Annotated in this window: 18 protein-coding genes; 17 read left to right on the top strand and 1 reads right to left on the bottom strand. The window is 71.6% G+C overall.

Features of this window, described 5'->3' with window-relative positions:
- Nucleotides 1–78 precede the first annotated feature (78 nt).
- The 6 genes from murJ to FOF52_RS09985 all read left to right on the top strand — a co-directional run bounded on the left by murJ (nt 79) and on the right by FOF52_RS09985 (nt 8,557).
- Entirely contained in the window at nt 79–1,698 is a 1,620-nt protein-coding gene (gene murJ, locus FOF52_RS10010) for a murein biosynthesis integral membrane protein MurJ (RefSeq protein ID WP_248593547.1), read from the top strand.
- Nucleotides 1,695–2,792, top strand: a complete 1,098-nt coding sequence (locus FOF52_RS10005; RefSeq protein WP_248593546.1) for a glycosyltransferase family 4 protein — start codon at nt 1,695–1,697, stop codon at nt 2,790–2,792. Before murJ ends, FOF52_RS10005 begins: the two co-directional genes overlap by 4 nt.
- A 297-nt stretch (nt 2,793–3,089) precedes the next feature.
- Nucleotides 3,090–4,103: a TerC family protein gene (locus tag FOF52_RS10000; protein WP_248593545.1), complete on the top strand. Its 1,014-nt coding sequence runs from the start codon at nt 3,090–3,092 to the stop codon at nt 4,101–4,103.
- Between the two features lie 285 nt (nt 4,104–4,388).
- Complete coding sequence (gene uvrA / locus FOF52_RS09995) at nt 4,389–7,226, top strand: excinuclease ABC subunit UvrA (RefSeq protein WP_248593544.1); 2,838 nt, start codon at nt 4,389–4,391, stop codon at nt 7,224–7,226.
- 117 nt (nt 7,227–7,343) lie between these two features.
- Nucleotides 7,344–8,051 (top strand): RDD family protein, encoded by a 708-nt coding sequence (locus FOF52_RS09990; RefSeq protein WP_341849803.1) that lies wholly within the window; start codon nt 7,344–7,346, stop codon nt 8,049–8,051.
- 122 nt (nt 8,052–8,173) lie between these two features.
- Nucleotides 8,174–8,557, top strand: a complete 384-nt coding sequence (locus tag FOF52_RS09985; protein ID WP_248593817.1) for a Rieske (2Fe-2S) protein — start codon at nt 8,174–8,176, stop codon at nt 8,555–8,557.
- A gap of 17 nt (nt 8,558–8,574) precedes the next feature.
- On the opposite strand, the gene FOF52_RS09980 is transcribed toward FOF52_RS09985, so the two are convergent.
- Nucleotides 8,575–9,714 carry a mechanosensitive ion channel family protein gene (locus tag FOF52_RS09980; RefSeq protein WP_248593542.1) on the bottom strand — a complete coding sequence of 380 codons (1,140 nt, stop codon included), beginning with the start codon at nt 9,712–9,714 and terminating at the stop codon, nt 8,575–8,577.
- Nucleotides 9,715–10,090: 376 nt separating this feature from the next.
- Between FOF52_RS09980 and uvrC the strand changes: the two genes are divergently transcribed.
- From uvrC to FOF52_RS09925, 11 genes are all read left to right on the top strand, one after another.
- Nucleotides 10,091–12,100, top strand: a complete 2,010-nt coding sequence (uvrC, locus tag FOF52_RS09975) for an excinuclease ABC subunit UvrC (RefSeq protein WP_248593541.1) — start codon at nt 10,091–10,093, stop codon at nt 12,098–12,100.
- Nucleotides 12,097–12,981, top strand: a complete 885-nt coding sequence (rapZ, locus tag FOF52_RS09970) for an RNase adapter RapZ (RefSeq protein WP_248593540.1) — start codon at nt 12,097–12,099, stop codon at nt 12,979–12,981. Before uvrC ends, rapZ begins: the two co-directional genes overlap by 4 nt.
- A 147-nt stretch (nt 12,982–13,128) precedes the next feature.
- Nucleotides 13,129–14,055: a gluconeogenesis factor YvcK family protein gene (locus FOF52_RS09965; RefSeq protein WP_248593816.1), complete on the top strand. Its 927-nt coding sequence runs from the start codon at nt 13,129–13,131 to the stop codon at nt 14,053–14,055.
- A 174-nt stretch (nt 14,056–14,229) separates the two neighbouring features.
- Nucleotides 14,230–15,210: a DNA-binding protein WhiA gene (gene whiA, locus FOF52_RS09960; RefSeq protein ID WP_248593539.1), complete on the top strand. Its 981-nt coding sequence runs from the start codon at nt 14,230–14,232 to the stop codon at nt 15,208–15,210.
- Between the two features lie 415 nt (nt 15,211–15,625).
- Nucleotides 15,626–16,633: a type I glyceraldehyde-3-phosphate dehydrogenase gene (gene gap, locus FOF52_RS09955; protein ID WP_248593538.1), complete on the top strand. Its 1,008-nt coding sequence runs from the start codon at nt 15,626–15,628 to the stop codon at nt 16,631–16,633.
- Nucleotides 16,634–16,738: 105 nt separating this feature from the next.
- Nucleotides 16,739–17,926: a phosphoglycerate kinase gene (locus FOF52_RS09950; RefSeq protein WP_248593537.1), complete on the top strand. Its 1,188-nt coding sequence runs from the start codon at nt 16,739–16,741 to the stop codon at nt 17,924–17,926.
- Nucleotides 17,927–17,933: 7 nt separating this feature from the next.
- Nucleotides 17,934–18,719, top strand: a complete 786-nt coding sequence (tpiA, locus tag FOF52_RS09945; RefSeq protein ID WP_248593536.1) for a triose-phosphate isomerase — start codon at nt 17,934–17,936, stop codon at nt 18,717–18,719.
- A 228-nt stretch (nt 18,720–18,947) separates the two neighbouring features.
- Nucleotides 18,948–19,184 carry a preprotein translocase subunit SecG gene (gene secG / locus FOF52_RS09940; protein ID WP_248593815.1) on the top strand — a complete coding sequence of 79 codons (237 nt, stop codon included), beginning with the start codon at nt 18,948–18,950 and terminating at the stop codon, nt 19,182–19,184.
- 165 nt (nt 19,185–19,349) lie between these two features.
- Nucleotides 19,350–19,673 carry an RNA polymerase-binding protein RbpA gene (locus tag FOF52_RS09935; RefSeq protein WP_248593814.1) on the top strand — a complete coding sequence of 108 codons (324 nt, stop codon included), beginning with the start codon at nt 19,350–19,352 and terminating at the stop codon, nt 19,671–19,673.
- A 224-nt stretch (nt 19,674–19,897) separates the two neighbouring features.
- Nucleotides 19,898–20,848, top strand: coding sequence for a VOC family protein (locus FOF52_RS09930; RefSeq protein WP_248593535.1), 951 nt, complete (start codon nt 19,898–19,900; stop codon nt 20,846–20,848).
- A gap of 4 nt (nt 20,849–20,852) precedes the next feature.
- A complete protein-coding gene (locus tag FOF52_RS09925; RefSeq protein ID WP_248593534.1) occupies nt 20,853–21,482 on the top strand; it encodes an alpha/beta hydrolase in 630 nt (209 codons plus the stop codon).
- Nucleotides 21,483–21,556: the final 74 nt, after the last annotated feature.

Here is a 21,556-nt window from a genome sequence, read left to right as displayed (position 1 = left end):
ACGGGACGGGGTCGGCGTCGCAGCGGGCGACCCGCCCGGGGACGACGCGGCCGAACGGCACGGGGGAGCGGACCGGCGGTGGTCCGGGCGCGGCGGGCGGGCATCTCCGTGGCGGGGGCCGCGGTGCTCATCGGTGCCGTCACCGTCGTCGCGCGCGTCGCCGGGTTCGGCCGGACCGTCGTGTTCGCGCAGACGGTCGGGGAGAACTGCCTGGGCACCGCCTACGTCACCGCCAACCAGGTGCCGACCGTGCTGTACGAGATCGTCATCGGCGGTGCGCTGTCGGGGATGGTCGTGCCGCTGCTGGCCGACGCGGCCCGCCGGGGCGACACCGACCACGTACGCCGTACCGCCTCGGCGCTCGTCACCTGGGTGGTGGTCGCGGCCGTGCCGCTGGGGACGCTGCTCGCCGTGGCCGCGAAGCCGGTCGCGGTGGCGCTGCTCGCCGGGACGCGGGAGTGCGGCGGCGCCGAACTGCTCGCACTCGCCGCGCGCTTCCTGGCGGTTTTCGCGCCCCAGGTGCTGTTCTACGGTCTGGCCGCGGTGCTGTACGGGGTCCTGCAGGCGCACCGGCGCTTCCTCGCCCCGGCACTGGCCCCGCTGGTCTCCAGCCTCGTCGTCGTCTGCGCCTACCTGGCGTTCGTGCCGCTGCGCTCCGACGCCACCGACGCCCACGCGCTGTCCACCGCGGCCGAACTCGTCCTGTCCGCGGGCACCACCGCCGGCGTGGCCGCGCTGTTCCTCACCGCGCTGGTGCCGGTGCTGCGGATGCGGCTGGGGCTGCGGCCGACCCTGTCCTTCCCCCCGGGGGTGGGGGCGCGGGCGCGGTCCCTGGCGGTGGCCGCGCTGCTGCCGCTGATCGCCATGCAGGTGACCCTGCTGGTGTCGATGTGGCTGGCCAACCACGGCGGCGGCGGGGGGACCGGGGTGCTCTACAGCTACGCCTGGGCGCTGTTCACCCTGCCCTACGGCGTGGTCGCCGTGCCCATCGCCACCAGCGCCTTCACCGCGCTGGCGGAATACCACGGGCAGCGGGACCGGGCCGGCTACGACCGGGTCCTGGCGGTGGGGACGCGCGCCTGCCTCATCGCGGTCAGCGGGGCCGCGGTGGCGCTCGCCGCGGCGGCTGCGCCGCTGGCCCGGCTGTTCGCCGACGAACAGGCCGACGTGTTGGCAGCGGCGCTGCCCGCCTACGCCCCCGGGGTGGTCGCCTTCGGGGTGGCGGCGCTGCTCAGCCGTGCCCTGTACGCCGTGCACCGGGGACGCCTGGCGGCGGCGGCGCAGGTCGCGGGGTGGGCGGTGGCGGCGGGTACCTCCGCGGCCGCGGTGGTGCTGTGCCCGCCGGAGCAGACGGTGGCCGCGCTGGGCGCGGGCACGTCCCTGGGCCTGGGGACGGGGGCGGTGCTGCTGGGGGCCGCGGTGCTGCGCGTCCGGGGGCGGGCCGCGTTCGCCTCGCTCGGCCGCACCGCCGCGGCGTGCACGCTGGGGGCGGCGGTGGGCTACGGATGCGGGACGGGTGTAGCCGCGCTGCTGCCCGCCGACTCCGCGGTGGCCGCCGCGACCGCGGCGCTGCTCGGCGGGGCCGCCGCGGTGCTGGGCCACGGGACGGCGGTGGCCGCGGTCGACGCCGCCGCGCTGCGCGCGGTGCTGACCCGCCGCATCGGCGCGGCGGACACCACGGAAAGGACAACGGGGTGAACGGGTTGCGGATCGCGCTGGTCCTGGCGACCAGCAGCGGAGGAGTGGGCAGTCACGTGCGGTCGCTGTGCCGCGGACTGGCCGGACGGGGACACCGGGTGGCGGTGGTCGGCCCGGCGGCCACCGAGGAGCGGTTCGACTTCACCGGGGCGGGGGCGCGGTTCGCCGAGCTGGAGGTGGCCGACCGGCCCCGGCCGCTCGGTGACGCCGCGGCCCTGCTGCGGCTGCGTGCCCTGCTGAGGGGCGCCGACGTGGTGCACGCCCACGGGGTGCGCGCGGGGGCGCTGGCGGCGCTGAGCGACCCGTCCGCGCCGCTGGTGGCCACCTTGCACAACGCGCCCCCCGCGGGCGGCGGCGCGTGGCTGTTCGGGGTGTTGGAACGGGTGCTGGCGTGGCGCGCGGACCTGGTGCTGGGAGTCTCCGGCGACCTGGTGGAGCGGTCGCGCGCGCGAGGGGCGCGGCGGGTGGGGCGGGCGCTGGTGCCCGCCCCACCCGCCGCGCCCCCCGGTCGGGAGCCGGCGCAGGTGCGTGCCGCTCTGGGGGTGGAGCCGGAGCGGTCGCTGCTGGTGACGGTGGCCCGGCTGGCCGAGCAGAAGGGGCTGCCGGTGCTGCTGGACGCGGCCCGGACCTGGGCGCGGCGCACCCCGCCGCCGCTGGTGGTGGTCGCGGGGGAGGGACCGCTGCGCGGACAGCTTTCCGCGCGGATCGCCGCGGAGGGCCTGCCGGTGCGGCTGCTGGGCAACCGCGGCGACGTCGCCGACCTGCTCGCCGCGGCCGACGTGTTCGTCCTGGCCAGCGTGTGGGAGGGGCAGCCGCTGGTGGTGCAGGAGGCGCTGCGCGCCGGAGCGCCCGTGGTGGCCACCGACGTGGGGGGTGTGGCGGACCTGGTGGGGGACGCCGCGGTGCTGGTCCCCGCCGGGGACGCCGCCGCGCTGGCGGAGGGGGTCGCGCGGGTGCTGGACGACGGCGCGCTCGCCGAGCGGATGCGGCTGCGCTCCCGGGCCGCGGCGGCCGTGCTGCCGCGGCCCGGGGCCGAGGTCGACCAGGTCATCGGCTACTACACGGAGCTCGTGGACCGGGACGGGCCGCGGTGAGGCTAGGCTCACCCGCCAGGAGGGCAGAAATGTCGGAGGCGGTGGTTCTCCGCGCCCGACAGCGGTGGCATGATGGACTCCGGTGCCGAGAGCAGGCGGAATTTTCGCCACTTCGTCTCGTTGTACCATTCGGTAGGGGAGTATCCCTTCGCGGCGGTGTCGTCATCACGGAACGCAACGGAGCGTTCCCGGTGCCGTCGGTCCACACCCGGGTGGCTCGTGGACGGGAGAGACCTCCGGTTCCTGTCGTGTCCGCAGACAGCAGCGGCCACCGCAACCGGAGAGAAGGATCCCCGAATGGACGTGTCCCTGTGGGTCTGGCTGGCGACCATCGTCGGTATCGTCGCCATCCTGGCCGTCGACCTCGCGATCGTCGACCACCCGTGGAGCAAGAAACGCGAGCCCAAAGAGTTCTCCATGAAGGAGGCCGCCTGGTGGTCGGCCTTCTACATCGCCCTGGCCGTGGTCTTCGGGCTGGGTATCTGGTACTTCGCCGGCTGGGACAGGGCCGGTGAGTACTTCGCCGGGTACGTCACGGAGAAGAGCCTCAGCGTCGACAACCTCTTCGTCTTCTACCTGATCCTCACCTCCTTCGCGGTGCCCAAGAAGTACCAGCACGAGGTGCTGCTGATCGGCATCGTGCTGGCGCTGGCCATGCGCGGCGTCTTCATCGTCGTCGGCGCGCAGGCCATCAACGCTTGGAGCGAGGTCTTCTACCTGTTCGGCGCCTTCCTCATCTACACCGCGGTCAAGATCGTCCGGGACAACGTCAAGGGGTCCGAGGAGGAGGAGACCGACTACACCGAGAGCTTCGCGGTGCGCATGCTCCGCAAGGTCTGGCCGGTCACCGACGGCTACCACGGCTCCCGGCTGACCGTGCGGATCGACGGACGCCGCCACGTCACCCCGATGCTCATGGTTATCGTCGCCATCGGCGTCACCGACCTGGTCTTCGCGGTCGACTCGATCCCGGCGATCTTCGGCCTCACCCAGGACGCCTACCTGGTGTTCACCGCCAACGCCTTCGCGCTGCTGGGCCTGCGGGTGCTGTACTTCCTGCTGGCCGGGCTCATGGACAAGCTGGCCTACATCAGCTGGGGGCTGGCCGCGATCATGGTGTTCATCGGGGTCAAGATGCTGCTGCACGCGCTGCACGAGAACGGCGTGCACGTCCCCGAGGTCGGCACCGGCCTGTCGTTGGGCGTCATCCTCGGCGTGATGACGGTCACGGTCGTCGCCAGTGTGCTGAAGGCCCGCAGCGACGCCAGGAAGCTGAAGGCCCGCACCGACAGCATCGCGCCCGGCGAGTGACGTGGCGCGGATTTCCTGGAAGCGCAAAAATCGAACAGGCGTACCCATAGAATGGGGTCCCGGTCGGAATGCGGCCGGGACCCCACTGGTTACCGTGGGCAGAGCCCCCGGCAGCGGTGCCGCCGCGCGGGGAGGCAGCCGTCGCTCCACCGCACTCCGCCGGGCGGCGCGGCGCCATCGGAACTCCTGCGGCGCACACCGCCGCGGTACGACGCACACCCCTCGACGAGGAAGGACGGAGCGCACCGGTGCCCGGGGCGACCCGGGGGCCGCGCGCGAAGAGACATGGCCGATCGTCTGGTGATCCGCGGGGCCCGCGAGCACAACCTCAAGAACGTCTCCCTGGACCTGCCCCGTGACGCGATGATCGTGTTCACCGGACTGTCCGGTTCGGGCAAGTCCTCGCTGGCCTTCGACACGGTCTTCGCCGAGGGGCAGCGCCGCTACGTGGAGTCGCTGTCGGCCTACGCCCGCCAGTTCCTCGGCCAGATGGACAAGCCCGACGTCGACTTCATCGAGGGCCTGTCCCCGGCGGTGTCCATCGACCAGAAGTCCACCAGCCGCAACCCGCGCTCCACGGTCGGCACCATCACCGAGGTGTACGACTACCTGAGGCTGCTGTGGGCGCGGGTCGGCAGGCCGCACTGCCCCCGCTGCGGACGCGAGATCGCCCGGCAGACCCCGCAGCAGATCGTGGACCGGGTGATGGAACTGGACGAGGGCACCCGCTTCCAGGTGCTGGCGCCCGTGGTGCGCGGACGCAAGGGGGAGTACTCCGAGCTGTTCCAGAGCCTGCAGGCCAAGGGCTTCACCCGGGCGCGGGTGGACGGCGAACTGGTGCGGCTGGACGAGGCTCCCGAACTCAAGCGGTACGAGACGCACGACATCGCCGTCGTCGTCGACCGGCTCAGCGTGAAGGCCTCGGCGGCCAAGCGGCTCACCGACTCGGTGGAGACCGCGCTGCAGTTGGCGGGCGGCACCATCCTGCTGGAGTTCGTGGACCTGCCCGCCGACGACCCCGGGCGGGAGCGGGTCTACTCCGAGCACCTGTACTGCCCCTACGACGACCTGTCCTTCGAGGAGTTGGAGCCGCGGTCCTTCTCCTTCAACTCGCCCTACGGCGCCTGCCCCGAGTGCACCGGGCTGGGCACCCGCCTGGAGGTCGACCCCGACCTGGTGGTGCCCGACCCAGAGCGGACCCTCGCCGAGGGCGCCATCGCGCCGTGGAGCGGCGGCAGCCCCAGCGAGTACTTCATCCGGCTCATGCAGGCCCTGGGCGAGGCGATGGGCTTCGACCTGGACACCCCGTGGGAGAAGCTGCCGAGGAAGGCGCGCCGGGCCCTGCTCACCGGCTACGACACCCAGGTGCACGTCAGCTACCGCAACCGCTACGGGCGGCAGCGCTCCTACTACACCGACTTCGAGGGCGTGCTCAACTGGGTGCGCCGCCGCCACAGCGAGAGCGACAGCGACTTCGTGCGCGAGCGGCTCGAAGGCTACATGCGGGTGGTGCCCTGCCCCGCCTGCCAGGGCAGCCGGCTCAAGCCGGAGGTGCTGGCGGTGACCGTCGGCGGACGCTCCATCGCCGAGGTCAGCGCGATGCCGTTGAGCGAGTGCGCGGACTTCCTCGCCTCACTGGAGCTGTCCGAACGGGACCGGGCCATCGCCGCCCAGGTGCTCAAGGAGATCAACGCCCGGCTCGGCTTCCTGCTGGACGTGGGCCTGGACTACCTCAGCCTCGGCCGTGCCTCCGCGACGCTGTCCGGCGGTGAGGCACAGCGCATCCGGCTGGCCACCCAGATCGGGTCGGGCCTGGTCGGGGTGCTCTACGTGCTGGACGAGCCGTCCATCGGGCTGCACCAGCGCGACAACTTCCGGCTGTTGGAGACCCTGCAGCGGCTGCGGGACATCGGCAACACCCTGATCGTCGTGGAGCACGACGAGGACACCATCCGCTCCGCGGACTGGGTGGTCGACATCGGCCCCGGGGCGGGCGAGCACGGCGGCCGGGTCGTGGTCTCCGGACCGGTCCAGAAGCTGCTGGACAGCCCCGAGTCGATCACCGGCCAGTACCTGTCGGGACGGCGGGCCATCGAGGTGCCCGCGAAGCGGCGGCCCCGCGACCCCAAACGGCAGCTCGTGGTCAGGGGCGCGCGCGAGAACAACCTGCGCGACCTGGACGTCGCCTTCCCGCTGGGCGTGTTCACCGCCGTCACCGGGGTGTCCGGGTCCGGCAAGTCCACGCTGGTCAACGAGATCCTGTACAAGGCGCTGGCCAAGGAGCTGCACGGGGCGCGCGACGTGCCCGGGCGGCACACCCGGATCAACGGCGTGCACCAGGTCGACAAGGTCGTGCACGTCGACCAGAGCCCCATCGGACGCACCCCGCGCTCCAACCCGGCCACCTACACCGGCGTGTTCGACCACATCCGCAAACTGTTCGCGCAGACCACCGAGGCGAAGGTGCGCGGATACCAGCCCGGCCGGTTCTCCTTCAACGTCAAGGGCGGCCGCTGCGAGGCGTGCGCGGGCGACGGAACCATCAAGATCGAGATGCAGTTCCTCCCGGACGTCTACGTGCCCTGCGAGGTCTGCCACGGCGCCCGGTACAACCGGGAGACCCTCGACGTGCACTACAAGGGCAAGAGCATCGCCGACGTGCTGGACATGCCGATCGAGGAGGCGTTGGAGTTCTTCGAGCCGATCAACGCCATCCGCCGCCACATGCAGACCCTCAACGACGTCGGACTGGGCTACGTGCGGCTGGGGCAGCCCGCCACGACCCTGTCGGGGGGCGAGGCCCAGCGGGTGAAGCTCGCCACCGAACTGCAGCGCCGCTCCACCGGACGCACCGTCTACATCCTGGACGAGCCCACCACGGGCCTGCACTTCGCCGACATCGAGAAGCTGCTGCACGTGCTGGGGCGGCTGGTGGACGCGGGCAACACCGTCATCGTCATCGAGCACAACCTCGACGTCATCAAGACCGCCGACCACCTCATCGACATGGGGCCCGAGGGGGGAGCGCGCGGCGGCACGGTGGTGGCGACCGGCACGCCCGAGGAGATCGCCGAGCATCCGCAGAGCCACACCGGGCAGTTCCTCCGCAAGATCCTCAACTAGGACGGTTCCCGGCCCACCGGGGCGGCCGGCCGTGGCCACTGTGGGCCACATCGGCGGGACGGGGCGGACGGAGGCTGCCCCCGACGGCAGCCCCTCCGTAGGATCGGCAGCGGACGAATGCACAGCGGAATCCCGCGCAGCGCCCCGGCCCGCGCTCCGGGGCGCTGCGCGGTGTCCGCACCGACCCCGGAGGCCTCCCCCATGACCCACCCCCCGCCGTGGGACCCCCGAACGACCGTGACGCGCGGCCCCGGGCAGTGGCCGGTGCCACCGCCCCAGCCGGGCGGCACGTTCCCAGCGCCCGTTCCGCCTCCCGGGGCGGGACCGTACCGTCCGGCCTCGTGGGGCCAGCGGGCCCTGGCCCGCCTGCTCGACTCCTTGTTCGTGAGCATCCCGCTGGGCACGGTCCTGTTCTTCGCCTGGCTGTTCTGGCTCTTCTTCGCGGTGCTGGCGGGCCGGACCCTGGAGGGGGCGGACACCGGCGCCATGATCTTCGCCAGCGTGTGCGGGTTCCTGGTCTGCGCGGCCTACGACGCGGTCTGCCTGCGTGTCTGGGGGCGCACCCCGGGCAAGATGATCGTCAAGATCGTGGTGGTGCCCGACCCCGGGGCGGGACGGCCGGACCGGATCCCCCTCGACGCGGTCATGGTCCGCGCCGCGCTCTACTGGCTCCCGTTCCTGGTCGTGTGGACGCCCCTGTGGGTGCAGGTCCTGGTCAACGGACTGTGGCTGGTGCCGTTCGCGCTGTGGCCGCTGTGGGACCTGCCCAAGCAGCAGGCCGTCCACGACAAGATCGTCCGGACCGTGGTGCTGCGCCAGAACTGAGTCGGCGGCCCCACCCTGCGGCGATCCACTCCCGCACCCGTACTACATTGCGTAGTAGTCCTGTTCGACCATTCCAGGGAGCCTTACTCATGACAACGGAGCCGTCACCGCGCGTCTGCCGGATGAGCCGCCGCACGATGCTGGCGGGTACGGGGGCCGCGGGAGCGGTGGCGCTCACCGCCGCGGCCTGCAGTACCGCGCCCAAGCCACAGGACGCGCTGCGCGGACAGGTGGTGGCGCAGACCACCGACGTCCCCGAGGGCGGTGGACTGCTGCTGATCGACGCCAAGCTGGTGATCACCCAGCCCGAGCCGGGACAGTTCCGGGCGTTCAGCGCGTCGTGCACCCACGGGGGCTGCACCGTCCAGGAGGTCACCACCGACATCCACTGCCTGTGCCACCACAGCAAGTTCGGGCTCGACGGAGAGGTGCTCCAGGGGCCGGCCGTCGACCCGCTGGAGCCGTTCGAGGTGAAGGTGGAGGGGACCGACATCATCCTGGTCTGAGCCCTCTCGGGGCGGGCTCAGTCGGTCTCGTCGTGCTCCGCGCCCACGGAGGACGCGACGGCGGAGGAGCGGCGGAACGCCGAGGCGGGCCACATCGCGGCGTACTGCTGCTCCTCACCGTCCATCCCGGTGAACTGGGTGCGGTTGCGCGGCAGCGCCTCGGGGAAGTTCTCCCGGATGTAGGTGAGCATGTGCTCGCGCAGCTGGACCGTGAGCGTCCAGCGGGAGCTGGAGTCGGCGGCGCTGACCGTGGCGCGCAGCTCGATCAGCCCCGAGTCCAGCACGTCGGTGACCTCCAGCGCCCAGCTGCGGCCGTCCCACAGGGGGTGGCCGGTCACGAACGACTCCACCTCGGCGCGCAGCCGGTCCACCGGGACCTCCCAGTCGACGCGCAGCATCACCACCCCGGTGATGCTGCTGCCGTGCTTGGTCCAGTTCTCGAACGGCTTGGTGGTGAAGTAGGAGACGGGGAAGATCAGGCGGCGTTCGTCCCAGACGCGCACGGTCACGTTGGTGAGGGTCAGCTCCTCGACGCGCCCCCACTCGCCCTCCACGACCACCACGTCGTTGATGCGCAGCGAGTCGCTGAACGCCAACTGCAGTCCGGCGAACAGGTTGCCCAGGGTGGCCTGCGCCGCCACACCGGCGATGATGCCGATCAGACCGGCGGAGGCCAGCAGTCCGGCACCGAGCGCGGCCACGGCGGGGAAGGTGAACAGGATCGCCGCGACCGCGAGCAGCCCCAGCAGGGTGGCCGCGACCCGCCGCAGCAGCCGCACCTGTGTCTGCAGGCGGCGGGAGCGCCGGTCGGCGTCGCCGTTGTGCACGGCCAGGCGCGCCAGCACCATGTCGGTGATCGCGTAGGCGACGGTCAACCCGAGCCAGGTCAGCGAGGCGATCATCGCGATGCGCATGCCGTGCTGGAAGATCGGGTACCAGAACCGGGGGTTCTCGAAGCCGTCCGCGTCGGGGATCGCCAGGTTCACCCCCAGGACCGAGGCCGCCGCGTAGGCCGAGTAGCGGCAGCGCCGGACTAGGTGTTCGGCCAGGGTCCACACCTTGGACAACTGGTGGGTCAGCAACCAGTGCAGCACGGTGACCAGAAGCACCGAGACCGCGACGGCGACACCCACCGCGATCCAGTTGCCGAGTGACATCACTGGAGGGTCCCCCTTGCACGAAGTCGGAGAGCGGAAGAGAAAAGCGGTGCACCGCGGATACAGGGACAACCTAGAACATCCCTATGCCGAACCGTGACGTTCACGGGGGTGGGCAACGGCACTGCGCGGGGGATCACGCCGCGTTCCGGGTGTGGCGGATGCGGGCGGTCCGCTCGGGGGACCACAATGGAAGGGGACCCTGACGTCCTCACGCAACCTGAGGAAAAGAGGATTTCCGCTGTTCGCGCCGCGGGGCTTCCCGTCCCGCGCGGGAGCCCGCGGAGAATGGGGAGAGGTGCGCCACGGCGCACCCGTCCCGCTCCCGGGAGCCCGACCCCTCCCCCGTCCCGGGGGACCGCCCAGAGGAAACCAGATGACCGTCCGCCCGACCCTGCGCCCCGAACCCGGATCCATCCCCACCGACCCGGGGGTCTACCGGTTCCGGGACGAGCACGGCCGCGTGATCTACGTTGGAAAGGCCAAGAACCTGCGCGCCCGGCTGTCCTCCTACTTCCAGGACTTCAGCGCGCTGCACCCGCGGACCCAGACCATGGTCTCCACCGCAGCCGACGTCGACTGGACGGTGGTGGGGACCGAGGTGGAGGCGCTGCAGCTGGAGTACTCCTGGATCAAGGAGTACTCGCCGCGCTTCAACGTCCGCTACCGCGACGACAAGAGCTACCCCTACCTGGCGGTCACGCTCAACGAGGAGTTCCCCCGGGTGCAGGTGATGCGGGGGGCCCGCCGCCGCGGGGTGCGCTACTTCGGGCCCTACTCCTACGCCTGGGCCATCCGCGACACCGTCGACCTGCTGCTGCGGGTGTTTCCGGTGCGCACCTGCTCGGCGGGGGTGTTCCGCCGCGCCCGCTCCAGCGGGCGGCCCTGCCTGCTCGGCTACATCGACAAGTGCTCCGCCCCGTGCGTGGGACGCGTCGACGCGGCCGAGCACCGCGCGCTCGCCGAGGACTTCTGCGCCTTCATGGCGGGCGAGACCGGCCGGTTCCTGCGGGCCCTGGAGGCCGAGATGAAACAGGCCGCCGCCGAGCAGGAGTACGAGCGCGCCGCACGCATCCGCGACGACATCCAGGCGCTGCGCACGGTCATGGAGAAGCAGGCGGTGGTCCTCGGCGACGCCACCGACTGCGACGTCATCGCCATCGCCGAGGACCAGCTGGAGGCCGCGGTCCAGGTGTTCTACGTCCGCGGCGGACGGATCCGCGGCGAGCGCGGCTGGGTGGTGGACAAGGTCGAGGAGGTCTCCACCGGCCAGCTCGTCGAGCAGTTCCTCGCCCAGACCTACGGCGGCGCGGAGGGGGCGGAGACCGCCGCGGCCATCCCCCGCGAGGTGCTGGTGTCGGCCGAGCCCACCGACCTCGCCGCCGTCACCGCCTGGCTGTCGAAGCGGCGCGGCGCGGCCGTGGACGTGCGGGTGCCCCGGCGCGGCGACAAGCGGGCCCTGATGGAGACCGTCGCCAAGAACGCCGAGCAGGCGCTGGCCCGCCACAAGAGCCAGCGCGCCTCCGACCTGACCACGCGCTCCAGGGCGCTGTCGGAGATCGCCGAGGCGCTGGGACTGGCCGAGGCCCCGCTGCGCATCGAGTGCTTCGACGTCTCCACCCTCCAGGGGGAGCACCCGGTGGCGTCGATGGTGGTGTTCGAGGACGGCCTGGCCCGCAAGTCCGAGTACCGGCGGTTCAGCATCCGGGGCGCGACGGGCGCCGAGCACAGCGACGTGGCGGCGATGTACGAGGTCCTCACCCGCCGGTTCACCCGCTACCTGGAGGAGAGCCAGCGCTCCGGGGAGTTGGACACGCTGGGCGGCAGCGGCGCGCCACCGGCCGCGGGCCGTACCGTGAAGGGGGGCGCGCCCCGGTTCGCCTACCCGCCCAACCTGGTCGTGGTGGACGGAGGCCGCCCCCAGGTCGCGGCCGCCCAGCGGGCGCTGGACGACCTGGGGATCGAGGACGTGGCCGTCTGCGGCCTGGCCAAGCGGCTGGAGGAGGTGTGGGTGCCCGACGACGAGGACCCGATCATCCTGCCGCGCGCCAGCGAGGGCCTCTACCTGCTGCAACGGGTCCGGGACGAGGCGCACCGGTTCGCGATCTCCTACCATCGGCGCAAGAGGGCCGCAGCGCTCACGACCAGCGTCCTGGACGACATCCCCGGGCTGGGACCGGTCCGTCGCGCCGCGCTGGTCAAGCACTTCGGGTCGGTGCGCCGCCTGGCGCAGGCCACGGCCGCCGAGATCGCCGAGGTGCCCGGGATCGGGGAGCGGACCGCGCGGACCATCCACGAGCGGCTCAGCGGCACCGGGGACGGGGAGCGGACGCCGCCGGAGGACAGCAAGCCAGCCAACCGAGACCACGAAGGGAAGAGCACGTGACGACCAGTCGGGGAGGCGATCTCCCACCGGAGATCGTCGTCGTGACGGGCATGTCGGGAGCCGGACGCAGCACCGCGGCGCGGGCGCTGGAGGACCTCGACTGGTTCGTCGTCGACAACCTGCCGCCGGGGCTGCTGCCCACCATGATCGACCTGGCCGGACGCACCCACGGGGCGGTGTCGCGGGTGGCCGCCGTCGTGGACGTGCGCAGTATGGCCTTCACCGAGGACCTGCTGTCCGCGGTGGAGGACCTGCGCGGCCGCGGCATCGTCGCCCGTGTGGTGTTCCTGGAGGCCTCGGACGAGACGCTGGTGCGCCGTTTCGAGAGCGTGCGCCGTCCGCACCCGCTGCAGGGGGAGGGGCGGCTGACCGACGGGATCAGCCGGGAACGCGGGCTGCTGCGCTCCATCCGCGGCGAGGCCGACCTGGTCATCGACACCTCCCAGCTCAACGTGCACCAGCTCAAGGCGAAGATGGTGGGGTTCTTCGGGCAGGCCCGCGAGACCCACCTGCGCGCCAACGTGGTCTCCTTCGGGTTCAAGCACGGGCTGCCGGTCGACGCCGACCTGGTGTTGGACTGCCGGTTCCTGCCCAACCCGCACTGGGTTCCGGAGCTGCGCCCCATGACGGGGCAGGACGGCCCGGTGCGCGACTACGTGCTGGCCCAGCGCGGCGCCAAGGAGATGCTGGACTCCTACGTCGAGGTGCTGCGGCTGCTGGTCTCCGGGTACCAGCGCGAGGGTAAGCACTACATGACGCTCGCGGTGGGCTGCACCGGGGGCAAGCACCGCAGTGTCGCCATGTCCGAGCAGCTCGCCGCACGCCTGCGCGACGAGGGGGTCGAGGTGAACATCATCCACCGCGACCTGGGGCGCGAGTAAGCGGCGGCGCGGCGGCCGGCGCCGCGTCAGGTGCCCCGGGACGTCGGGTGGCCCGGGGGAGGGAATTGAGGGGCGCGTAGACCGATGGCGGGTTACGAGGACGCTTGGGAGAGGTCGCGGGACGACGACAGGGCCGCGCCGCCGAGGGTGGTCGCGTTGGGCGGGGGGCACGGGCTGTACGCGTCGCTGTCCGCGCTGCGCCGGGTCACCACCGACGTCACCGCCGTGGTGACGGTCGCCGACGACGGCGGGTCCAGCGGGCGGCTGCGCCGGGAGCTGGGGGTGCTGCCGCCCGGGGACCTGCGGATGGCGTTGGCGGCGCTGTGCGGCGACGACGAGTGGGGCAGTACCTGGAGCGAGGTGGTGCAGCACCGGTTCCGTTCCGAGGGTGAGCTGCACGGGCACGCGGTGGGCAACCTGCTCATCGTGGCGCTGTGGGAATTACTGGGCGACTCGGTGGCCGCGCTGGACTGGGTGGGGCAGCTGCTCGGCGCGCACGGCCGGGTGCTGCCGATGTCGTCGGTGCCGCTGGACATCGTCGCCGAGGTGGAGGGGGCCGACCCGGAGCGTCCCGACGAGGTGGTGACCGTGCGCGGCCAGGTGGCCTGCGCCAGCACCCGGGGTCGGGTGCGGTCCATCTCGCTGATCCCGGACCGGCCGCCGGTGCCCGGCCAGGTGGTGCGGGCGGTGCACGAGGCCGACTGGGTGGTGTTCGGCCCCGGCTCCTGGTTCACCAGCGTGCTGCCGCACCTGCTCGTCCCGGATCTGGCGCGGGCGCTGGTGACGACCCGGGCGCGGCGGCTGGTGGCGCTCAACCTGTCCCCGCAGCGGGGCGAGACCGACGGGTTCGCCGCGCACACCTATCTGGAGGTGCTCGCCGACCACGCGCCCGAGCTGCGGGTGGACGTGGTGCTGGCGGACCGCAAGGGGGTGGAGGACACGGTCCGGCTGGAGCAGGTCTCCGCCGAGCTGGGGGCCCGCCTGGTGCTGGCCGACCTGGCCGTCGACGACGGTTCGCCGCGCCACGATCCGGACCGCTTCGCGGCGGCGTTCGATGAGATCTTCGCCGGCTGAGCGGCTCCGGCGGCACGGGAGTACGAGAGTGCGGGGGTGTCGGAACGGTCAAGGGGAGCGGACACACGCACGTGGGGCATGGAGTTGGCCGCGTGGGCAAGTAGTCTGCCACGAAGGGCGCTGCTTGGCCGCGGCGCGCACGTGTGCGTTCTACAGGGGGAAGGGGCCGCATCCATGGCGATGACCGGCGTGGTGAAGGACGAGTTGAGCCGGCTGACCGTTCTCAAGCCATGCTGCCGCAAAGCGGAAGTCTCGACGATTCTGCGTTTCACCGGCGGGCTGCACCTGGTCGGCGGACGTATCGTGATCGAGGCCGAACTCGACACGGGGGCGGCCGCGCGTCGGCTGCGCAAGGACGTCTCCGAGGTGTTCGGGCACGAGTCCGAGGTGGTGGTGCTGGCCCCCAGCGGTCTACGCAAGGGCAACCGCTATGTGGTCCGGGTCATCAAGGAGGGGGAGAGCCTGGCCCGCCAGACCGGGCTGATCGACGGCAACGGCCGTCCGGTGCGCGGTCTGCCCCGGCACGTGGTGGCGGGCGGGGTGTGCGACGCGGAGTCGGCGTGGCGCGGCGCCTTCATCGCGCACGGCTCGCTCACCGAGCCGGGGCGGTCCATGTCGCTGGAGATCACCTGTCCGGGACCGGAGGCGGCGCTGGCCCTGGTGGGTGCGGCGCGGCGGCTCAAGGTACACGCCAAGGCCCGTGAGGTGCGGGGGGTGGACCGCGTGGTGGTGCGCGACGGCGACTCCATCAGTGCGCTGCTGACCCTGCTGGGCGCCCACCAGAGCGTGCTGGCCTGGGAGGAGCGGCGGATGCGCCGCGAGGTGCGGGCCACCGCCAACCGGCTGGCCAACTTCGACGACGCCAACCTGCGGCGCAGTGCGCGGGCCGCGGTCGCCGCGGGCGCCCGGGTCGAGCGGGCGCTGGAGATCCTCGCCGACGACGCCCCCGAGCACCTGGTCGCCGCGGGCAAACTGCGGTTGGAACACAAGCAGGCGTCGCTGGAGGAGCTGGGGCAGCTCTCCGATCCGCCGTTGACCAAGGACGCGATCGCGGGCCGGATCCGGCGGCTGCTGGCCATGGCGGACAAGCGCGCGGCGGATCTGGGCATCCCCAACACCGAGGCGAACCTGACTCCCGACATGCTCGTCCCGTGATGTGAGGATGATCACAGATCGTGTCCGACAGTGATCGCTCGGTCGCTGTGGGTGGACGGTGCGGGGCGGGCGGGACGGGGGCGGGGCCGGTTCCCCGTCAACAGTGCTCGTTAATGCGCTCGTAATAAAGTGTGAACGGTTCTCCCGGGTTGCCCACACTTTCACGAGCTGCGGAAACGATGGTAAGAGGTAGCGAAAAATACGATCTAATGGTCTATACCTCTAGTGTGTGAAGGTGCCAGTATTGGCACCGACGGGACGGCTCGCGCGCCGTGGCGGATCCGCCTCCGGTGACCGGGGGCACGGACGATAGGCTCGCCCCAGCCCACAACGCACACTGTTTTCCGTGATCCGGCGCGTGTTGCGTCGGAACCAGCGTCGACGACGCAGACGACACGTGAGGAGAATGGTTTCCGTGACCATCCGTGTAGGCGTGAACGGATTCGGACGAATCGGCCGCAACTTCTGGCGGGCGGTCCAGGCCGCCGCGGGCAGCGACGTCGAGATCGTGGCCGTCAACGACCTCACCGACAAGGCGACCCTGGCCCACCTGCTCAAGTACGACACGGTGCTGGGCACCCTGCCCGGCGAGGTCGAGGTCGGCGAGGACACCATCTCGGTCGGTGGCGTCACCATGAAGGCGCTCGCCCAGCGCGACCCGGCCCAGCTGCCCTGGGGCGACCTCGGTGTGGACGTCGTCATCGAGTCCACCGGCTTCTTCACCAAGGCCGAGGACGCCAAGAAGCACATCGAGGCCGGCGCCAAGAAGGTCATCATCTCCGCCCCGGCCAAGGGCGAGGACCTGACCGTCGTCATGGGCGTCAACGACGACAAGTACGACCCGGCCAACCACCACGTCCTGTCCAACGCCTCGTGCACCACCAACTGCGTGGCGCCGATGGCCAAGACCCTGATGGAGAACTTCGGCATCGTCAAGGGTCTGATGACCACGGTGCACGCGTACACCAACGACCAGGTCATCCTGGACTACCCGCACAAGGACCTGCGCCGCGCCCGGGCCGCCGCGCAGAACATCATCCCCACCACCACCGGCGCCGCCAAGGCCACCGCGCTGGTGCTGCCCGAGCTGAAGGGCAAGCTCGACGGCCTGGCGATGCGGGTCCCGGTGCCCGACGGCTCCGTCACCGACCTGGTGGTCACTCTGGAGCGCGACGTCACCAAGGAAGAGGTCAACGCCGCGTTCAAGGCCGCGGCCGAGGGAGCGCTCAAGGACGTCCTGGTCTACACCGAGGACGCGATCGTCTCCTCCGACATCGTCGGTACCCCGGCCTCCTGCACCTTCGACGCCAGCCTCACCATGGCCTTCGGCAACCAGGTCAAGGTCGTCGGCTGGTACGACAACGAGTGGGGCTACTCCAACCGCCTGGTCGACCTGGTCAAGCTGGTCGGCTCCAACCTCTGACGAACGCCGCCCACGGCACCGGCGACGCCCTCACCACCGGCCCTCCGCGGCCGGGCGGGGGCGTCGCCGCCCATGTAGACCGCTTCCAGAAAGAGAAGTAGAGACATGCGGACGATCGAGGACCTCGACGTCGCGGGCAAGCGCGTTTTTGTCCGGGCCGATCTCAACGTGCCGCTCGACGGTGACCGCATCACCGACGACGGCCGCATCCGGGCCAGCCTGCCCACCATCACCAGGCTTCGCGAGCGGGGCGCGCGCGTCGTCGTCGGCGCCCACCTGGGCCGCCCCAAGGGCAAGGTCGACCCCGCCTACTCGCTGCGGCCCGTCGCCGAGCGGCTGGGCGAACTGCTGGGCACCGAGGTGCGCTTCGCCACCGACACCGCGGGAGAGTCCGCCCTGGCCGTCAGCCGCGAACTGGCCGACGGCGAGGTCGCCCTGGTGGAGAACCTGCGTTTCGAACCGGGGGAGACCAGCAAGGACGACGCCGAGCGCGGCGCGTTCGCCGACCGGCTCGCGGCCCTGGCCGACCTGTACGTCGGCGACGGCTTCGGCGCGGTGCACCGCAAGCACGCCAGCGTCTACGACCTGCCCAGGCGTCTTCCGCACGCCGCGGGCGGCCTGGTGTTCACCGAGGTCGACGTGCTGCGGCGGCTGACCGAGTCCCCCCAGCGCCCCTACGTGGTGGTGCTGGGCGGCTCCAAGGTCTCCGACAAGCTGGGGGTCATCGACAACCTGCTCAACACCGCCGACCGCATCCTCATCGGCGGCGGCATGGCCTACACCTTCCTCGCCGCCAAGGGGTACGAGGTCGGTGCCAGCCTGCTGGAGCGCGACCAGATCGACACCGTCAACGGCTACCTGCGCCGCGCCGAGGAGCGCGGGGTGGAGTTCGTGCTGCCCGTCGACGTGGTGGCCGCGGAGAAGTTCGCCGCCGACGCCGCCCACGACGTGGTCGGCGTCGCCGAGATCCCCGCCGACCGGATGGGCCTGGACATCGGGCCGGCCTCGGCCGAACTGTTCGCCGCGAAGCTGGCCGATGCGGCGACCGTGTTCTGGAACGGCCCGATGGGCGTGTTCGAGATGGAGCCGTACGCGAACGGCACGCGGGCGGTGGCCCGGGCGCTGGCCGACTCCTCGGCGTTCACCGTGGTCGGCGGCGGCGACTCGGCCGCGGCCGTGCGGGCCCTCGGCTTCGACGAGAAGGCGTTCGGGCACATCTCCACCGGCGGCGGCGCCAGCCTGGAGTACCTCGAAGGAAAGACCCTGCCCGGTATCGCGGCACTGGAGGACTAGGAAGACCATGGCAACCGCCGAGCGCAAGCCGCTGATCGCGGGTAACTGGAAGCTGCACAACAACCACCTCGAAGCCATCGCCCTGGTGCAGAAGATGGCCTTCGCCCTCAACGACGCCGACTACGACGCCGCGGACATCGCGGTGCTGCCGCCGTTCACCGCGATCCGCAGCGTGCAGACCCTGGTGGAGGGCGACAAGCTGCGGATCCACTACGGCGCCCAGGACATCTCCCAGCATGAGAAGGGCGCCTACACCGGCGAGGTGTCCGGGCCGATGCTGGCCAAGCTCAACTGCTCCTACGTGCTGGCCGGGCACTCGGAGCGGCGCGAGTACCACCACGAGGACGACGCGGTGGTCAACGCGAAGGTCCGGGCGGCCTTCGCCAACGGCATCACCCCGATCCTGTGCCTGGGCGAGGGCCTGGACGTCCGCAAGGCGGGGCGCCAGGTCGAGCACACCCTGGCCCAGTTGGAGGGCGCGCTCAAGGGCGTGTCCGAGGAGCAGGTCCGCGACCTGGTCATCGCCTACGAGCCGGTGTGGGCGATCGGCACCGGCGAGGTCGCCACCCCCGAGGACGCCCAGGAGGTGTGCGCGGCGCTGCGGGGCCGGATCGGCGAGCTGTACTCCGCCGAGGCCGCGGGGCGGACCCGCATCCTCTACGGCGGTTCGGTCAAGAGCGGCAACGTCGCGGCGATCATGGCCCAGCAGGACGTGGACGGTGCGCTGGTGGGCGGTGCGAGCCTGCAGGCCGACGAGTTCGTCGCCCTGGTCCGCGCCGCCGTGCAGGGCTGAGACCGGCCGGTCGGCGGGCCGTCGCCCCGGCGCGGCCCGCCGACACGCGGCGTGACGGAGTCTTTCGGGAAGAGTGGCTCCGGGGCCTACAGTGTCGGGGGTAAAATCAGGTAATGTTCCCGATACCCTGTCCGGGATCTCGCTTTTCCTCAGGTGGTGCGAGGCCGGGCGGAAGTTCTGGTCGTTCGGATTCCCCCTCGTCGGGGTCGAGTTACGGGTGAGCGTGTGATTATCGTCGGTCTGTCCATTGCCCTGATGATCGTCAGCGTGCTGATGATCATGCTGGTCCTGCTCCACAAGGGCAAAGGTGGTGGCCTCTCCGATCTGTTCGGCGGCGGTGTCACCTCCTCCCTGGGGGGCTCCTCGGTGGTCGAGCGCAACCTCGACCGGTTGACCATCGCCACCGGTCTGGTGTGGACCGTCGGTATCGTCGCGCTCGGCCTGCTCATCCTCCGCCAGAGCTAGTCCGCAGCATCGCGCCCCTCGCCCGCAGGGCCCCGGGCATGCGCGCTCGGTGCTGTGCGTTCTGCGGAGCCGTGCGACGGACCGTTCCCGGGGCACATCACGCTGAAGGAGTTTTTCGTGGGTAGTGGCAGTGCCATCCGCGGCAGCCGCGTCGGCGCCGGCCCGATGGGCGAAGCCGAACGCGGTGAGGCGGCACCGCGGATCCGTGTCGCGTTCTACTGCGCCAACAAGCACCAAGTGGTTCCGAGCTTCTCGCACGAGGCTCAGATTCCTGACGAATGGGACTGCCCCCGTTGCGGTTTCCCCGCTGGCAAGGACCCGGAGAACCCCCCGGCTCCCCCGAAGACCGAACCGTACAAGACCCACCTGGCCTACGTGAAGGAGCGGCGCAGTGACGCCGACGGCCAGGCCATTCTCGAAGAGGCGCTGGCCAAACTGCGTGCCGAGCGTGCCGCGATGTCGGCCGCCCTCAAGCCTCTGAACGACTGAGCCACCGGTGACGGACCGCTCCGCCGGAGCTGAGGAGTCCCAAGACCCCGACCCGCGGACTCCCCGGAGGAGCAGGAGACCACCGCGAAGCCCCCGCCACCCGACCGGCGGGGGCTTCGTCGTGTCCGGAACCGGTCAGCGGGACGGCTGGCATACCTCCGGAATAAAGTTTAAATTTCAACTGTTTGTCCGTGTGGAGGAAGCCGAAGAGCAGGAGACGGCCCATGAACGTACGCCCAGCAGGAATCCACCACGTCACCGCGATCGCCGGCGACCCGGCGGCCAACGCGGACTTCTACCGCAACGTCCTGGGCATGCGGCTGGTCAAGCAGACGGTCAACTTCGACGCCCCCGACACGTACCACCTGTACTACGGCGACCGCGCGGGGAACCCGGGCACCGTCATGACCTTCTTCCCGTGGCCGGAGGCGCCCAGGGGACGGATCGGGGCCGGTCAGGCCACCGTCACCTCCTTCTCCGTGCCCGAGGGGTCGATCGGCTGGTGGCAGCGGCACCTGGCCCGGCTGGGCGTGCCCGCCACCCGTCCCGCCGAACGGCTGGAGGAGGACGTGCTGAGCCTGCGCGACCCCGACGGCCTCGTCCTCGAACTGGTCGCCAGCCCCGACCACCACGACACCGACCCCTGGGACGGCGGCGACGTCCCGGTCGAGCACGCCATCCGCGGCATCCGCGCGGTCACCCTCACCGAACGCGACCACGAGCGGACCGCCGACATGCTGCAGAACCGGCTCGGGTTCACCCTGGCCGCCGAGGAGGGCGACCGGCTGCGCTTCCACACCGCGGCCGCGGGAGCGGCGGTCGGCACCGTCCTGGACGTCGTCGCCATGCCCACCGCCCGCCTCGGCGAGGTCGCCGTGGGCACCGTGCACCACGTCGCCTACCGCGCCCCCGACCAGCAGACCCAGCTCGACTGGCAGCGGGAGTTGCTGGACGCGGGCGTGTCCGTGACCGAGGTGCGCGACCGCTCCTACTTCACCTCGATCTACTTCCGCGAACCCGGCGGGGTGCTGCTGGAGATCGCCACCGACGGCCCCGGGTTCGACTACGACGAGCCGCTGCTGGAACTGGGCCGCAGGCTCCGGCTGCCGCCGTGGCTGGAACCCCGGCGCGACCAGATCGAACAGGCCCTGCCCGAGCTGAAGATCGAGGAGTAGACGCATGGCAGACCTGGGGTTCACCCACGTGTTCCGCTCGGCCACCCATCCGGACGCGCCCACCCTGCTCCTGCTGCACGGCACCGGAGCCGACGAGTACGACCTGCTGGGCCTGGGCCGGAGCCTGGACAGCGGCGCGGCACTGCTGTCGCCGCGCGGCAAGGTCGACGAGAACGGCGCCAACCGCTGGTTCCGCCGGCTGCGCGAGGGCGTGTTCGACGTCGACGACGTCATCGCCCGCGCCGCCGAACTGGCCGGCTTCGTGCGCAGGGCCACCGACGCCTACGGCCTGGACCCCGCGACCGTGACCGCCGTCGGCTTCTCCAACGGCGCGAACATGGCGGCGGCCACCCTGCTGCTCCATCCGGGCCTGCTGCGCCGGGCGATCCTGTTCGCCGCCGCCGCGCCGCTGCAGGGGCGTCCGCTCGCCCCGGTGGACCTCTCCGGAGTCCAGGTGTTTCTCGGGGCGGGGGCCGCCGATCCCATCACCCCCGTCGATCAGGCTCGCCTGTTGGCCGAACAACTGCGACAATGCTCAGCGGCCGTGCAGATGCACGAGCACCCGGGTGGGCACGAGCTTCCCCCGGACGTGTTGAATAGGGCCCGGCAGTGGTTGGCCGCAACCGCGACCTAGACCTTTCCCACACCGTGCGTGTCCGTCCCACGCACCCGGCGGGCGCCCACCGGACCAGTACCGGAGGGCGCCCG

The sequence above is a fragment of the Thermobifida alba genome, from assembly GCF_023208015.1.
Taxonomy (GTDB): domain Bacteria; phylum Actinomycetota; class Actinomycetes; order Streptosporangiales; family Streptosporangiaceae; genus Thermobifida; species Thermobifida alba.
Note: the sequence above shows the minus strand (reverse complement) of the source record. Positions and strands in the feature narration are given on the sequence as shown.